Here is a 16,225-nt window from a genome sequence, read left to right on the forward strand (position 1 = left end):
GCTTCACTTAGCTATAAAGTTAGCTTTGTAAATTATTGACGACCAACGAGCTTATGTTAAGAAAAATTATTTTATCCGTTTTAGGAGTTGCATTAATAATAGGTGCAATCATTTATGCTAATTATCTTATTGATAACAAGCACAAACCGAAACCTGTTATACCTAAAGTGGTTAAAACAGTTCTTGTAGACACTGTTAAAAACTCAACGATACCTATTGTGATTACGGCTAATGGAAACCTTACGGCTTTGCAACGTGTAGAGCTGTATTCAGAAGTTCAAGGATTATTTCAGACAGGTTCAAAGCTTTTTAAGCCAGGTCAGAAATTCAATAAAGGTGAAACATTAATTCGCATAGATGCGTCGGAATATTATGCCAGTGTGCAATCTGCAAAAAGTGGCTTGTATAATAGTATTGCTGCTATAATGCCCGATTTACGTTTAGATTTTCCTGATGTATTTCAAAAATGGCAAACGTATTTAAATGGTTTTGATTTAAATAAAACAACTCCAAAATTACCTGAAATTTCAGGAGAAAAAGAAAATTACTTCATCACTGGTCGTGGTATTGTAAGCGCTTTTTACAATGTAAAGAACCTAGAGCAACGTTTAACAAAATATAGAATCGTAGCACCATTTTCAGGGATATTAACTGAAGCATTGGTTACAGAAGGGACGTTGGTTAGAAATGGTCAGAAGCTGGGTGAATTTATAAACCTTTCAGTTTACGAAATGGAAGTGGCCGTTAGTAAGTCTTTTGCTGATATTTTAAAAGTAGGTGAGAGTGTCGCCTTAACGAGTTTAGATAATACTAAAACCTATGAAGGTAAAGTATCGCGTGTTAACGGAAGTATAGATGCAACCACACAAACCATAACTGCTTATATAGAAGTTAAACATTCAGATCTTAAAGAAGGGATGTATCTTGAAGCAAATTTGAATGCTGAAAAGGTTGAAAATGCTATTGAGATTGACAGAAACCTGTTATTAGATAGTCAAGAGATTTATGTGGTTAACGATAGTTTACTTGATGTTATAGCCGTGAAACCAGCACACTTTTCTAATGCAAAAGTTATTTTAAAGGATGTGCCTAATGGGACTATAATTTTAAGAAAACCTGTGCCTGGTGCGTATGCAGGAATGCATGTTAAAGCAGCAAAAGGTGATACTGTAACTTCTGATTCTATTCAATAATGAGAAAATTAATTGAATATTTTATAAGGTATCATGTTGCAGTAAATATATTTATTATAGCATTTATTGTCTTTGGTACTATTGGCGCTTTATCTTTAAAGTCGTCGTTCTTTCCGCTTACAGAGTCTAAAATTATCAATATTAATATAGCTTATCCTGGTGCTTCTCCTCAAGAAATTGAAGAAGGGATTGTACTTCAAATTGAAGATAACCTAAAAGGACTAAAAGGAGTTGATCGCGTAACGTCAACATCGCGAGAAAATAGTGGAAGTATTACTGTAGAAATTGAAAAGGGGGAGAGTTTAGACTTTATGCTTCTTGAAGTCAAAAATGCAGTAGACCGTGTACCTTCGTTTCCAACGGGTATGGAGCCACTGGTCGTTTCTAAACAAGAAGCAGTTCGAGAAACGATTTCTTTTGCAATTAGTGGAAAAGACATTCCTTTAGTAACACTAAAACAATTAGCGCGCCAAGTAGAAACAGATTTACGGGCAATAGATGGCATCTCTCAAATTGAAATTTCAGGATTTCCTGAAGAAGAAATTGAAATAGCTGTTAATGAACTCGATTTATTGGCTTATAACCTCACGTTTAACGAGGTGGCAGCGGCTGTCACTAATGCTAATATTTTAGTTACTGGTGGTAATGTAAAAACGGTTGCAGAGGAGTACTTAATAAGAGCAAACAACAAACAATATTACGGTAGCGAGCTTTCTAATATTATTGTAAGAGCGTCTTCCGACGGAAAAGTAATTCGTTTAAAAGACATTGCGGTCATTAGAGATCGTTTTTCTGAAACACCAAACGCGACGTATTTTAATAAAGAATTGGCTGTAAATATTTCGATTACAAGTACCAATAATGAAGATTTAATTACGTCAGCAGATAAGGTAAATGCCTATATAGAGGAGTACAATCAAAAGTATACTAATATAAGATTAGATGTTGTACGAGATTTATCCGTGACCTTAAAGCAAAGAACCCAATTGTTAGCAGAGAATGCTATTGTTGGTATGATTTTGGTTTTAGTGTTTTTATCGATATTTTTAAATACACGTTTGGCATTATGGGTAGCTTTTGGTCTGCCTATTTCATTTTTAGGAATGTTTATTTTTGCCGCTCAATTTGACGTGACTATTAATGTATTGTCGCTTTTTGGGATGATTATCGTTATCGGTATTTTAGTTGATGATGGTATTGTAATTGCTGAAAATATTTATCAACATTACGAAAAGGGAAAAAGTCCAGTTCAAGCGGCTATCGATGGAACCATGGAAGTGATTCCACCTGTAGTATCTGCAATTATTACGACGCTTTTAGCCTTTTCGTTGTTTTTCTTTTTAGATAGTAGAATCGGTGAGTTTTTTGGTGAAGTCGCCGTCATTGTAATTTTAACCTTAGCGGTGTCTTTAGTAGAAGCGTTAATTATCTTACCGGCTCACTTAGCGCATTCTAAAGCATTAAGAGCTCAGAAGGTTGATGAAAATCCTTCAAAAATAAAACAGTTTTTCTCATTTATGAGAGTCATCAATAACGGTGGAGATCGACTAATGTCTTTCTTAAGAGATAGAGTGTATACTCCTATTTTAAATCGTGTTTTAAGATTCAAATTACTCTCATTAGGTGTTTTTGTAGCTTTACTAGTATTAACACTTGGTTCGCTTGGTGGTGGAGTGATAGGAGTTACGATGTTCCCTAGAGTCGCTAGTGATGCTGCCAATATAGAGCTAGTAATGCCTGCGGGAACTAATGTGAAAATCACAGACTCTATTATTTCTATGATAGAAGAGAAAGCGTTTATTGTAAATGAAGAACTGACAGAAAAATTTCTTAAAGGTACAGGAAAACAATTATTTGAGAATACGATAGTAGAGATTAGTAGTAGTTCTAGCGCAAGGCTAAGAATTAATTTATTACCAGGAGAAGAACGTCCGGATGAAATAAAATCAGATTTAATTACCAATCGATTAGAAGAATTAGTTGGCCCTGTAATAGGTACAGAACGATTAATTTATGGTTCTGGTGGAAACTTTGGTGGTAGTCCTGTGTCGGTATCTTTATTAAGTAATAATATCGAAGAATTAAAGGCTTCAAAATTAGAACTTAAAAAGTACATGGAATCCAATCCGCTACTTAAGGATATTGGAGATAACGATCCTGCAGGTATAAAAGAAATCCGATTAGAGCTTAAAGAAAGTGCTTATTTATTAGGGCTAGATTTAAGAACTGTAATGGCGCAAGTTCGTTCAGGATTTTTTGGAGCTCAAGCACAGCGTTTTCAACGTGGACAAGATGAAATTAAAGTTTGGGTACGTTACGATAAAAACAATAGAAGTTCTATTAACGATTTAGACGCTATGCGAATTGTAACACCAACAGGCGAACGTGTCACTTTAAAGGATATTGCAAGTTATAGTATTGCTAGAGGCGATGTTGCTATTAATCACCTTGAAGGTAAACGAGAAATACAAGTGTATGCAGATTTAAAAGATCCGAGTACAAGTGCCACAGATATCATGGATGATATAAAAACTGTTTTTATACCACAGTTACAATCTAAGCATCCAACTATAAATGCCTCTTATGAGGGACAGAATAGAGAAAAAGATAAATTAGTTGGTTCTTTAGGTGTTGCAGGTCCTATTATTTTAATATTAATTTATATCACTATTGCATTTACATTTAGAAGTTACTCACAACCGTTTTTGCTTCTTTTATTAATTCCATTTAGTCTAACAGCTGTAGCTTGGGGACATTGGTTGCTAGATTTTCAAGTTAATATTTTATCACTTTTAGGGATTATTGCTTTAATTGGTATTATGGTGAATGATGGTTTGGTTTTAATTGGTAAATTCAATGGTAATCTTAAAGAAGGCATGACGTTTGATTTGGCCCTTTCTGAGGCAGGGAAGTCACGTTTTAGAGCTATTTTTCTTACCTCATTAACAACTATCGCTGGTTTAGCACCATTGCTATTAGAGAAAAGTAGACAAGCACAATTTTTAAAGCCTATGGCCATTTCTATTTCTTTCGGAATTGCGTATGCGACTGTTTTAACATTATTGGTTTTACCTTTATTTTTATCATTTAGCAATAGCATTAAACAGGGCGGTAAATGGTTAGCTACAGGAAATAAGGTGACTAAAGAAGAAGTAGAACGTGCTATTAAAGAACAAAATGAAGAAAATGAGCATTAAAAACATACTTACGTTTCTGTTTTTTGCATGCTGTATTGGTTTGCAAGCGCAAGAGGTTTTAACCAAAGAACAGGCCGTTTCTGCAGCTTTAGGTAATAATTACGGAGTAAAAATCGCAAAAAATGCGGTTACAGTTGCTGAGAATAACACTAATATTCTTAATACAGGATTTTTACCAACGCTTACAGGTAATGCAGGTGCTAATTATAATATAGATAACACTGAAGCTGAATTTTCAGATGGTAGGCCAGATGCAGTTTTAAATGGGGCCGAAAGTTCTAATTATAATGCCAGTTTGAGTTTGAACTATACCATTTTTGATGGTTTAGGAAGACGTTATAATTATAAACGATTAAAAGAACAATATCAGTTATCCGAATTACAAGCCAGAGAAACTATTGAGACAACCATACTTCAGATGTTTTCTATCTATTATAATGTGGCTCAGCTTTCTGATAATTTGAATGCTTTAGAAGAAACGTTGAATAATACGAAAGATAGATTGTTAAGAGCTGAATATCAGTTTGAATACGGTCAGAACACCAAGTTAGAAGTGTTAAATGCAGAAGTAGATATTAATACCGATAGTATCAATATAATTAATACTAAGCAAGATTTAAAAACAGCTAAGCGTGACTTAAAATTAGTTTTAGGTGAAACGTATTCTAATGATTTTACTGTTGAAACAGACGTTGCGTTTACACTTCAATTTCAAAAAGATAGTTTATTTGAAAAAGCAAAATCTCGTAATGTCGCATTGCTTCAAACCGAAAAAAATATTTTAATTAGCGAGCTTGATATTAATTCGGGTAAATCGGCATATTTACCAACAATAGGTTTGTCTGGTTCTTACGGATGGAACAAAAATGATAACAATGCCGTATCACTTTTGGCGGTTTCTACGAATACAGGCTTGTCTGCAGGATTAAATCTAAGTTGGAATCTGTTTGATGGTGGAACAACCCTAACCAGAGTAAAGAATGCTAAAGTAAATCTTGAAACGCAAAAGCTTCAAAAGGAAAGTATCTTATTGAGTATAGAGCGCGATTTTAATAATGCTTGGGACAATTACCAGAATAAGCTTGAAATTTATAATATTCAAGAAAAAAATATTGTAACAGCTCAAAACAATTTTGATCGTACACAGGAAAAATTCAAAATAGGGCAAGTTAATTCTATTGAGTTTAGACAAGCACAGGTAAATTTACTTAATGCAGAACTAAGTCGAAATCAAGCTAAATTTGCAGCAAAATTATCTGAATTAGAAATTTTACAAATTAGTGGTGAGTTGCTAAATGTTGAACTTTAATTTATTATGGATGAACATTTCTTTCAATGTCCATACTGTTGGGAACAGATTTCTATGTTAGTAGATTTGTCTCAAAACCATCAAAGCTATATAGAGGATTGCGAAATTTGTTGTAATCCCATTCAACTTTCAGTAGCTATAGATAACCATGAAATTGTAAGTTTTGAAGCTCAAAACATAGAATAGTGTCAATTTGTAATTGGTTCATTTTTAGTTTTTTAAGATTTGAAAGATGTAGTTCGTCGAAAAAATTTGCTGTTCGTGGTCATAGTGGTTATATTCGTAGTGTTATTGTGTCCCTCCACAAAAAATCAACCACTATGAAGACACTTAAAATAACGCTGATATTCTGTTTAATATCAATATTCTCTTTTGCAGAAGTTTCTAAAGACCAAAAAGCGGCGCTTGTAGATCTATACAATGCAACCAACGGTGATTCTTGGAGTCAATCTTGGGATTTAGATCAACCAGTTTCAAAATGGCATGGATTAACCATCGAAGATGATAATGTTGTTGCCATTAACTTAAGTTTTAATGGTTTAAAAGGAAATCTTCCAGAGTCAATTTCAAAATTATCACATCTAAAAATACTTAACTTATCATTTAATAAATTAAGTGGTGAATTACCAAGTTCTTTAGTACGCATGATTAGCTTAGAAGAGTTAAAATTATTCTCTAATATTTTTAGTGGTAGAATCCCTGCAGATATTGGGGATTTATCTAATTTAAAATCTTTGGAATTATTTAATAATGATTTTTCTGGTGAAATTCCTGCTTCTATAGGCAGCTTAATTCACTTAGAAAATTTAATATTAAGCAGCAATCAATTAATTGGTACACTGCCATCAAATTTATCGAGTTTAAAATCATTAAAAGTGTTAAGCGTATTTGATAATCAATTATTAGGAATTATACCATCCTCTATTGGTGGACTAGCAAATTTGGAAGAATTAGTATTGTCTAATAATGCATTTTATGGTGATATTCCTAATGAATTGGCGCAGTTGACTAACCTAAAAACATTACTATTAGGTCAAAATCAATTTAAAGGTAATTTTGCAGCTTTAAAAGATAAGCTTCCAAATATCGTTGATTTCGATTTAGATGAAGTTAATAGAAAAGGAGCATTAGCAACGTTAGATGCTGAAGAAGAAGATGATAATTAATTCTTTGCCCTAATTGAATAGAAAATAACGCTCAATTTTATTTTTTGAGCGTTATTTTTTTTGTTTAATCTTTCGTAATCGAAAAAAAGTATTATCTTTGCAGTCCTAAAATGATTGAGTCGGCATTATGAACCGAAAGTTAAGAGCTAAGACATTCATTTTTTGATTACATCGCGGGATAGAGCAGTAGGTAGCTCGTCGGGCTCATAACCCGAAGGTCACTGGTTCGAGTCCAGTTCCCGCTACTAGGCGAAAGCCATTAAAATCAACGGATTGTGTCTCACAATCCGTTTTTTTATGTCTTCTTTTTTCTTACTTTTACAAAACGTACACGATATCGTACACGTTTTTCCAATGAAATCTAATTATTCAGATCCTAAATTATTTACAGGTGGTGTAGATATTAACTCATGGTCAAAGCTGTCCAAAAAGGAAAAAATGGAAGCTTTGAATAAGGATTGGTATATTTATTATTCTTTCCGAAATCCTAAAACTGGTAAACTTGTAAGACAAACCAATATTAAAGGTGGTGTAAATAGATACAAGGATAAACGAACGCGTTACCATCTTTTAAAAGTATTAAAGCAAAGCTTAGAGATTGTATTACAAGAAGGATTTAATCCTTACAAGGATAATGAAACTTTGGTTGAGCATTTACAAAACAAAATAGATGGTATGACATCTAAAACTAAAAAATCTACATTAGTTACAACCGTTGTTGAATCAACACCTCAGAAACAAATTGAAACTACTATTTCAGAGGCGTTTAAACTGGCTCTTGAATTAAAGGAAAAAGCGATGGCTGCTAGTTCTTTTATAAGATATAAAAGTCGTATCAATATATTCAAGAAATGGTTGCTAGAAAATGAATTTAAGGAGAAGGATGATATCGATTGTATTACAAAGAAAACGGTAATAAAATATTTGAATTCAATATTATTGAATTCTAGTTCTAGAAATAGAAATAATTCACGTACAGATATTGCTTCGTTTTTTCAAATACTTGAGGATAATGATTTAATTAAAGAAAATTTCGTTAAAAAAATTAATGTATTACGTAGTAGTCCTACACGTAACAAAACGTACAAACCAATTGAAATAGAAGAAATATTTGATTATTTGAAAAGTAATGATCCACTTCTGTTTTTATATGTACAATTAGTGTCTTACAATGTACTACGACCAATAGAAGTATGTAGGCTTAAGATTGGAGATATAGATCTTGAAGATAAGAAACTATACGTTAGAGCAAAGAACCAACCTGTAAAGATTAAAATAATACCTAGTATTCTATTAAAAGAATTACCAAATTTATCGCAATTTGATAAGAAGGATTTTTTATTTACCAGCAGTGGTATTGGAGGAAAATGGGAAGCAACGGAAAATAGTAAAAGAGATTTCTTTACTAAGAGATTCAAAAAAGTTAAGGATTCTTTAGGTTTAGGTGTAGAATATGGCTTATACAGTTTTAGACATACTTTTATTACAATCATGTATAGAGAAATGGCAAAAACAATGTCTCCATATGAAGTTAAAAGTAAATTGATGTTAATCACAGGTCATGCGACAATGACTGCGTTAGAAAAATATCTTCGTGATATTGATGCAGTATTGCCAGAGGACTATTCTAAATTACTTATAAAAAATGACTAATATAGAATACTATAATTCACATTATTCAGAAGTTTTAACTGATAATAAACGTGAATTGATTGAAATATTTAAAGAGGCCAAAACTTATCCACGACCTTTTAAAAAATTTTATATTCCTTTTTTGAAAAAAATTAAAGAGGATTCTGATAATAAATATGTTTTCAAAAATCAAGAATTGTATCCAAAAGCTCATAAGGTTTTTGAATTTAGACACGATTTTCATCTAGATGAAGAAAAAGAGGTAATTAGTAAAATTTTAGACAATGAAATAAAGGAATATTTTGAAGCTAACGATTTAAAAGCATTTAGGCCATTTATAATTGATATGGCAAAACAAAAAGCTCTACAGTATTTGCATAATCATTTGGAAAATTATTATAATTATTATGAGCTAATATATCTTACAGACAAATATGAATACTTTTATTTAAAAAATTTTGAACTTATTAATTATAAAGATTCAAAAGAATTTAATGAAATGCTTGACATTGAATATCCAGACCGCATTAATAGGAGAGAAGATGAAAATAGAAAAGATCATGAAATTTCGGAATCAATAAAGCAATCTACATCTAGGAATAATACCGAACTTTTTGACAGTTTTACTGATGATGAACGTTTGGTTGTTGCTAATGTATTTTTTGATATTAAAGATAATAAAGCAGAAGGACTTTCACTTCCAGCATTTTTTAAACTCAATAAAATTGTTGGTGCTTGTAATGATGAATCTATTTATTTAATAAAAGGCAAGTATACTACGCCTTATTATAAAGCACGTAAAGGTGTGTCTTACTATCCTAGTTATAAAACTCAGATAGATCTTCTAAAATCGACTATTTTAAAATTGAATAAGCTTGAGTTAAAGGTAGTTTCAAGTAAATTAAAAATGATTAAGTATCAATTAGAGAGGGAAAACAGATAGTTTTTAATCAATTATTTTCATTTTAAAATAGTGTAAATCGTCATTTGATCTAGTTAATCATCTGTTTTTTTGATCTTTACTAGGGTCTCTTGGATTCCAATGACGTTCCAATCCCTTGTTCATATTTCCTAAATCCACTTTAATTTTACACTCGTATTACAATCATTGTATTACCTGCTTCTTAGTCTCTCAAGACTTTCTAGTAGTTTAATAAATGTTTAAAACGTGTGTAGTTATATGAACACTAAAATTAATTTAAGAATAGACGAATACACTAAAGAGGCCTTAGATGAATATGCTTCTCAGGAAGGTAAACAGTTGTCAGAATATATTAGAGATATATTGAGAAATCATGTTGGTTTAATTCCTAATCATATAGAAGATGAATATTTTGTCATACCACAACTAGAGGTTATAGATGCACTAAATGAATATGAAAATTCTTATGATTTTACGTATTTATTAACTTGGCTCTTTTGCCGATATATGTTTCCTATAGAAACAAATAGTGAAGAAGCCATTCAGTCAATAAAACGGAGAGTCGAACTTGCAATCAACGAAAGTGGTTTTAGTCAAGAATTAAAGTTGGAGTTTATGAAGGTACTAAATGATATCAACCGTTTTTTAGTTGAATCTGAATATGAAAGAAAGCAATTCTACTTCCCTTTAAAGAATCATCAGTTGTCATTTAACTACAACCTGCTGATGAATGAAATATGGTCTAAAAAATATTAATTATGATGGTTAATAATGAACTTCATAATGAATTTAGAGCAGATTTAAATAAGAATCAAGCTTCATTAGATGCTCTAGAGCATAAAGATAATTGCTTAATCATAAAAACAGCAAACAAGTGGATTGATGAAGCGAAAAACCGTCCAATTCCAAATATGTTATTTAGTGAATTTTGGTATGAGAATGAATTGTGTATACTTTTTGCTGATACCAATCTTGGTAAATCGGTTCTTGCAGTTCAAATTGCGGATAGTATTAGCAAAGGTATTGCAATTCAGGGGTTTAAGTATGAGTCAGAACCAAAGAAGGTGCTCTATTTGGATTTTGAGTTGTCTGACAAGCAACTTGAAAAACGTTGTTCAGATAATTACAATAATCACTATAAGTTTCATCATAATTTTTACAGAGCTGAGCTTAATAGAGATTTAGAACTTCCTAAGACTGTAAAGACAATTGAAGAATATTTGTGTCAGAGTTTATCGCAATATATTGAAGATTATAATATCGAGGTAATTATAGTAGATAATCTCACTTATCTCAATAGTGATAATGAAAAAGCTAAGGACGCGCTTGGTCTAATGAAGTTTTTGAATAAACTAACAAAAAATAATAGCATTTCTATTCTGGTTTTATGTCATACTCCAAAACGCTACGACTCTAAACCAATTACTAATAACGATGTTTCAGGTAGCAAAATGCTTATGAATTTTTGCGATAGTTCTTTTGCCATTGGTAGGAGTGCGAAAGATCATAATTTAAGGTATATAAAGCAAATTAAGCAACGTAATACAGAACACATGTATCATGCAGAAAATGTTATTACATGTACTATTGGACAAGATTATAATTTTTTACAGTTTGAGTTTCTTGAGTTTGGAGCTGAATCAGAGCATTTACAGAATTTCAAATCTAACGACTTGGATCAGCGAGATGCAGACATGATGAATTTAATAGCTCAAAATAAGTCTAATGTTGAAATTGGTAAAGTATTAGGTATTACAGAAGGAGCAGTAAGAAAAAGAAAAAAAGCATTGAATCTTTAATCAATGAACGCTAATGATGTATATAATATAGCTAAAGCACTTCCAGAGGAAGAGCTTATCAGGTTATATAATATGCTCGACATTAGTGTTAGACCTAAAACTAAAATTAAGAAAAAAAGAAAGCCACTTCCTGAATTTACAGTTAATGACGGTATTCGTTTTTTACTAAAGAATCATTTCAATAAAATAAAAACGCAATAAGAAACTCGTACCATTCGTACCATAATTTAGGTACGAATGGTACGAGTTCAGTTTAAAATGACTTATAAATACACTTTAGACAGAACTAGTAAGAAGTTTAGTTGCCCATCTTGTGGTAAGAAAACCTTAGTGTGTTACATTGAAGTAGAAACAAGCAGATATTTAGAATCTACTTTAGGACGATGTGATAGAGAGTCTAAGTGTGCATATCACAAAAGTCCTAGTGGTAATATACCAATTACATCTAGTGTATTACAGAAAATAGAAGAGCCATCTTGCCATGACGATACTGTTATTGGCAGTTATGGACGTAATTATAGTAACAATAATTTTGTGCAATACTTAAGACAATATTTCTGTACTACAGATATCGAAGGGGTAATAAGGGAATATTTTATTGGCACGACGACGTATTGGAAAGGAGCAACCATATTTTGGCAAGTGGACCATCAAATGAATGTATGTGCAGGAAAAGTGATGTTATATAACGGTAAAAACGGTAAAAGAGTTAAGAAACCACGCGTATTTATCAACTGGATGCATAAGGTATTACAGATAGATGATTTTGTATTACAACAATGTTTGTTTGGAATACATAATTTATGCGATTACAAGAAAGGAGATACTATATGCATAGTTGAGTCTGAAAAAACGGCTATAATTATGAGCTTATTTTACCCTAGTTATTTGTGGTTAGCTACGGGATCGAAAACGAATTTGAAATTATCAGTGTTAAAACCATTAAAGGATTATAAAATAATAGTTTATCCTGATAAGTCGGAATACAAAAGCTGGAATATAAAAGTGGAAGCTTTTCAAAAAATGGGATACACTATAATTTGTAGTGATTTTTTAGAGGATTTTAAAGCTTGTGAAGGCGCTGATCTTGCTGATGTTATGATTTAATGTAGTAAGTAATTTATCTATTTGTTTTTAAATATGGAAAACCGTAATACAATTTATAGGTTTTTCATATCTTTAAAATCCCTTAGAAATATCCCCTGTGTACTATTTTATTTTAAACTTATTTAGATCTATAAATTAGATTATGAACGCATCTCAAATAGAAAAAAACGTAATAGCATTAGTTGAAAACTTCAATAAAGACGAATTTGTATTCGACTTACTGAAAGCTTACGGTATTTCTAAAACATCTATAACACGTTTAAAGAAAGGCGATTTTAATTTATCTAAAGTTAATGGAGAAGTACTTTACAAAAGTAAAATGCTATTTAAAGAGGTTGAATCTGGTACTTTATTAAATACTATTGACGAATTAACAAAAGATACAGATTCATTAAAACACAATCCAAGATTTGTAATTGTAACAGATTATAAAACATTATTAGCAAAAGATATAAGAACAGGCTTAGCGTTAGATACACCTATTCTTGAAATTCATAAACATTTTGGTTTCTTTTTACCTTGGGCAGGTCAAGAGAAGTATGCTCAAAAAAATGAGAATTATGCAGATAGAAAAGCATCATATAAAATGGCGAAGCTCTATGATATATTAGTTACAGAAAACCCAAACATATACGATGATGGTGGTCATAACTTAAATATTTTTCTATCTCGTTTACTATTTTGCTTTTTTGCAGAAGACACAGATATTTTTCCAATTGAGGGAATGTTTACAGATACATTAGAGCAACATACTCAAAAAGATGGAAGTGATGCACATACATTTTTAGATAGGCTTTTTAAAGTCCTTAATACAAAAGTTAACAGTAAAGAAGCAGCTCATTTTAAAGAGTTTCCTTATGTCAATGGTGGTTTATTTAGAAATACAATAGTATCACCAAAGTTTACTAAAGAAGCACGAAAAATAATTATTGAGTGTGGCGATTTAGATTGGAGCGAAATCAATCCAGATATTTTTGGTTCTATGATACAGGCAGTAGTAAATCCTGCATATCGTAGTGGTTTAGGAATGCATTATACTTCTGTACCTAATATTATGAAGGTGATTGAACCTTTATTTTTAAATGAATTAAACGAAGAATTTGAAAAGCATTTTAATGATGTAAAAAAACTAAATAAACTCATTAACAGAATTGCAAAAATTAAAGTGTTTGATCCTGCTTGTGGTAGTGGTAATTTTTTAATTATTGCTTACAAACAATTAAGGCGATTAGAAATAAAGATTTTAGCAAGAATTTACGAAGTTAACCATCAACTGAATTTAGGTTTTCCAGATGTATATACTAAAATTAAACTTTCTCAATTTTATGGTATAGAATTAGATGATTTTGCACACGAAATGGCAATTTTATCTTTATGGTTGGCAGAACACCAAATGAATAAAGAGTTTGTTAGCGAGTTACAAGATTATGGTAAAGCAGAAGATATTTTACCGCTAAAAGAAGCTGGTAATATTACACAAGGAAATGCAACACGTTTAAATTGGGAAGACACCTGTCCTAAAAACTCAACTGATGAAATTTATATTTTAGGGAATCCGCCTTATTTAGGTGGTAAAGCTCAGTCAAAAGAACAAAAACAAGATATGAAAATTGCATTTAGCAATGCAAAAAAAATTGGTGAATTAGACTATATAGCTTGTTGGTTTATTAAGGCATCAAGCTACATAAATGATAATAGTTCTTATTGTTTTGTAACTACAAGTTCTATTTGTCAAGGATCACAAGTCCAACAATTATGGCCACATATTTTAAGATTAGAACAAGAAATAGGTTTTGCATATACATCTTTTAAATGGAGTAATAATGCTAAAAATAACGCAGGAGTTGTTGTATCAATAATTTGTGTTAGACATTCTTCAAATAAGCTTAAAACTTTAATAGATGAAAACCGAAAAAAAATAGTCCAAAATATCAGTCCTTATTTGATGGAGGGCACAAATACTATTGTCTTTCAAAGTTTAAAACCTATATCTAAACTACCAACTATTTTAACTGGTAATAGTCCTTATGATGGTGGTAATTTGATATTAAATAAAGCTGAGAAAGACACTTTACTTTCTATAAATGAAAAATCAAAAAAATATATAAAAAAATTAAGAGGCTCTCAAGATTTTCTTAATGGTAAGCAAAGATGGTGTTTATGGATTAATGATGAAGATGTTAGTGAAGCTAAACAAATAAAGTTTATCGAAGACCGAATTAATCGGACAAAGACTTTTAGAGAAGGTGGTGGTGAGGTTGCAAGGGGTTTAGTTAAAAGGCCACATCAATTCAGATACACTCACCAAGCAAAAGAAAGCTTAATTATCTTGCCAAGAGTTTCTTCAGAGAGAAGAAAATATATTCCTTTTGGGTTTTTAGATTCAAGCTATATAGTTTCCGATTCCGCACAAGCAATTTATGACCCAGAACCATATGTTTTAGGTATCATTTTGTCTTTAATGCATATGACGTGGGTGAAAAAAACAGGAGGTTATTTAGGCACAAGCATAAGATATTCATCAGCTTTATGTTATAATACTTTTCCATTTCCTGAAATATCTCAAAAACAAAAAGAACAAATTAATCTACACGTTTTTGAAGTATTAGAAGAACGAGAAAAACATTCAGGTAAAACCTTAGCTCAATTATACGACCCTAATAAAATGCCTAAAGGTTTAAAAGAAGCGCATCATCAATTAGATTTAGCTATTGAGCGTTGTTATCGTTTAAAGCCATTTGAGAGTGATACAGAGCGTTTAGAATATCTTTTTAAAGAATATGAAAAGATGATAAATAAAAACACCTTGTTAGAAAAACCTAAAAGAACACGTAAAAAGAAAGCGTAACGTCATTGCGAGGCACGAAGCAATCTTATAATTTACAGAAATTTTATATTGTAATGGAAAACAACAAACAAAACATAATTATTTATAACACCGCAGATGGCAAAGCATCGGTAAGTTTATATACCAAAGATGGTAATGTTTGGATGAACCAAAGTCAGCTTGCAGCACTTTTTGACACCTCTATACCAAACATCAGTATGCATATATCTAACGTGCTGAAAGAAAAAGAGTTACAATCAAATTCAGTTATTAAGGATTACTTAACAACTGCCTCAGATGGTAAAGAATATAACGTTACGTTCTATGCTTTAGATATGATTTTGGCAATAGGCTTTAGAGTACGTAGTAAAAGAGGTACACAATTTAGAATTTGGGCAAACCAAAACCTTAAAGAATATATGATAAAAGGGTTTGTTATGGACGATGAACGTCTTAAAAACCCTGATGGTAGACCAGATTATTTTGATGAATTATTAGCTCGTATTAGAGAGGTAAGAGCATCAGAAAAACGTTTTTATCAAAAGGTAAGAGATTTATTTGCTTTAAGTAGTGATTATGACCCAACCGATAAAGCAACACAAATGTTTTTTGCCGAAACACAAAATAAATTATTGTATGCAGTAACAAATAAAACAGCAGCAGAATTAATTGTAGCAAGAGCAAATGCTAAAGACCCAAATATGGCATTAACTACTTGGAAAGGTAGTCAAGTAAGAAAACAAGATATATTTGTTGCAAAAAACTACTTAAATGAAGATGAATTAGACTCTTTAAACCGGTTGGTAGTTATCTTTTTAGAAACCGCAGAATTACGAGTTAAAAACCGTATAGATATTACAATGCGCTTTTGGAAAGAAAATGTAGATAGAGTTTTAGAGTTTAATGATAAAGCAATTTTAAAAGGATTAGGAAGTATGTCTAACAAACAGATGGATGAAAAAGTTAGAAAAATATACGCACAATTCGATGCAAATAGAAAATTGGAAGAAGCCAAAAATGAAGATGCTATTGAGTTAGAAGAAATAGAAAAGCTACTAAAAAAGAAAAAATAA

Annotated in this window: 13 protein-coding genes and 1 tRNA gene; all 14 read left to right on the forward strand. The window is 31.3% G+C overall.

What is annotated here, in order from left to right; genetic code table 11:
• Window positions 1-53 precede the first annotated feature (53 nt).
• The 14 genes from BLT80_RS06755 (at window position 54) to BLT80_RS06820 (ending at window position 16,225) form a co-directional block, all read left to right on the forward strand.
• Window positions 54-1,193 carry an efflux RND transporter periplasmic adaptor subunit gene (locus BLT80_RS06755; RefSeq protein WP_092466797.1) on the forward strand — a complete coding sequence of 380 codons (1,140 nt, stop codon included), beginning with the start codon at window positions 54-56 and terminating at the stop codon, window positions 1,191-1,193.
• Window positions 1,193-4,390 (forward strand): efflux RND transporter permease subunit, encoded by a 3,198-nt coding sequence (locus BLT80_RS06760; RefSeq protein WP_092466798.1) that lies wholly within the window; start codon window positions 1,193-1,195, stop codon window positions 4,388-4,390. Before BLT80_RS06755 ends, BLT80_RS06760 begins: the two co-directional genes overlap by 1 nt.
• On the forward strand, window positions 4,380-5,699 hold the full coding sequence (locus BLT80_RS06765) for a TolC family protein (protein WP_092466799.1): 1,320 nt from the start codon (window positions 4,380-4,382) through the stop codon (window positions 5,697-5,699). Before BLT80_RS06760 ends, BLT80_RS06765 begins: the two co-directional genes overlap by 11 nt.
• A 6-nt stretch (window positions 5,700-5,705) precedes the next feature.
• The gene (locus BLT80_RS06770) at window positions 5,706-5,885 is read left to right on the forward strand and encodes a CPXCG motif-containing cysteine-rich protein (protein WP_092466800.1); all 180 of its coding nucleotides are present in this window, start codon (window positions 5,706-5,708) and stop codon (window positions 5,883-5,885) included.
• Between the two features lie 134 nt (window positions 5,886-6,019).
• Complete coding sequence (locus tag BLT80_RS06775; RefSeq protein ID WP_092466801.1) at window positions 6,020-6,865, forward strand: leucine-rich repeat domain-containing protein; 846 nt, start codon at window positions 6,020-6,022, stop codon at window positions 6,863-6,865.
• Window positions 6,866-7,037: 172 nt separating this feature from the next.
• Window positions 7,038-7,110: transfer RNA gene (locus BLT80_RS06780), tRNA-Met, on the forward strand.
• A 52-nt stretch (window positions 7,111-7,162) separates the two neighbouring features.
• A complete protein-coding gene (locus BLT80_RS06785; protein ID WP_092466802.1) occupies window positions 7,163-8,518 on the forward strand; it encodes a tyrosine-type recombinase/integrase in 1,356 nt (451 codons plus the stop codon).
• Entirely contained in the window at window positions 8,511-9,440 is a 930-nt protein-coding gene (locus BLT80_RS06790) for a hypothetical protein (protein ID WP_092466803.1), read from the forward strand. Before BLT80_RS06785 ends, BLT80_RS06790 begins: the two co-directional genes overlap by 8 nt.
• A 237-nt stretch (window positions 9,441-9,677) precedes the next feature.
• A complete protein-coding gene (locus tag BLT80_RS06795) occupies window positions 9,678-10,175 on the forward strand; it encodes a DUF6364 family protein (RefSeq protein ID WP_092466804.1) in 498 nt (165 codons plus the stop codon).
• 2 nt (window positions 10,176-10,177) lie between these two features.
• Window positions 10,178-11,218 carry an AAA family ATPase gene (locus BLT80_RS06800; RefSeq protein ID WP_245710135.1) on the forward strand — a complete coding sequence of 347 codons (1,041 nt, stop codon included), beginning with the start codon at window positions 10,178-10,180 and terminating at the stop codon, window positions 11,216-11,218.
• A gap of 3 nt (window positions 11,219-11,221) precedes the next feature.
• Window positions 11,222-11,419, forward strand: coding sequence for a hypothetical protein (locus BLT80_RS06805; protein ID WP_092466805.1), 198 nt, complete (start codon window positions 11,222-11,224; stop codon window positions 11,417-11,419).
• 57 nt (window positions 11,420-11,476) lie between these two features.
• The gene (locus BLT80_RS06810; protein WP_092466903.1) at window positions 11,477-12,325 is read left to right on the forward strand and encodes a DUF6371 domain-containing protein; all 849 of its coding nucleotides are present in this window, start codon (window positions 11,477-11,479) and stop codon (window positions 12,323-12,325) included.
• 142 nt (window positions 12,326-12,467) lie between these two features.
• Window positions 12,468-15,173 (forward strand): class I SAM-dependent DNA methyltransferase, encoded by a 2,706-nt coding sequence (locus tag BLT80_RS06815; RefSeq protein WP_092466806.1) that lies wholly within the window; start codon window positions 12,468-12,470, stop codon window positions 15,171-15,173.
• 53 nt (window positions 15,174-15,226) lie between these two features.
• A complete protein-coding gene (locus BLT80_RS06820) occupies window positions 15,227-16,225 on the forward strand; it encodes a virulence RhuM family protein (RefSeq protein WP_092466807.1) in 999 nt (332 codons plus the stop codon).

The sequence above is a fragment of the Winogradskyella thalassocola genome (genome assembly GCF_900099995.1).
In the GTDB taxonomy this organism is placed as follows: Bacteria; Bacteroidota; Bacteroidia; order Flavobacteriales; family Flavobacteriaceae; genus Winogradskyella; species Winogradskyella thalassocola.

Excerpts from the sequence above, each read along its gene's own strand:
- BLT80_RS06815 (WP_092466806.1), top strand. The coding sequence starts at position 12,468 with ATGAACGCATCTCAAATAGAAAAAAACGTAATAGCATTAGTTGAAAAC.
- BLT80_RS06810 (WP_092466903.1), top strand. The coding sequence starts at position 11,477 with ATGACTTATAAATACACTTTAGACAGAACTAGTAAGAAGTTTAGTTGC.
- BLT80_RS06805 (WP_092466805.1), top strand. The coding sequence starts at position 11,222 with ATGAACGCTAATGATGTATATAATATAGCTAAAGCACTTCCAGAGGAA.
- BLT80_RS06765 (WP_092466799.1), top strand. The coding sequence starts at position 4,380 with ATGAGCATTAAAAACATACTTACGTTTCTGTTTTTTGCATGCTGTATT.
- BLT80_RS06760 (WP_092466798.1), top strand. The coding sequence starts at position 1,193 with ATGAGAAAATTAATTGAATATTTTATAAGGTATCATGTTGCAGTAAAT.
- BLT80_RS06755 (WP_092466797.1), top strand. The coding sequence starts at position 54 with ATGTTAAGAAAAATTATTTTATCCGTTTTAGGAGTTGCATTAATAATA.
- BLT80_RS06795 (WP_092466804.1), top strand. The coding sequence starts at position 9,678 with ATGAACACTAAAATTAATTTAAGAATAGACGAATACACTAAAGAGGCC.
- BLT80_RS06785 (WP_092466802.1), top strand. The coding sequence starts at position 7,163 with ATGTCTTCTTTTTTCTTACTTTTACAAAACGTACACGATATCGTACAC.
- BLT80_RS06790 (WP_092466803.1), top strand. The coding sequence starts at position 8,511 with ATGACTAATATAGAATACTATAATTCACATTATTCAGAAGTTTTAACT.
- BLT80_RS06820 (WP_092466807.1), top strand. The coding sequence starts at position 15,227 with ATGGAAAACAACAAACAAAACATAATTATTTATAACACCGCAGATGGC.
- BLT80_RS06800 (WP_245710135.1), top strand. The coding sequence starts at position 10,178 with ATGATGGTTAATAATGAACTTCATAATGAATTTAGAGCAGATTTAAAT.
- BLT80_RS06775 (WP_092466801.1), top strand. The coding sequence starts at position 6,020 with ATGAAGACACTTAAAATAACGCTGATATTCTGTTTAATATCAATATTC.
- BLT80_RS06770 (WP_092466800.1), top strand. The coding sequence starts at position 5,706 with ATGGATGAACATTTCTTTCAATGTCCATACTGTTGGGAACAGATTTCT.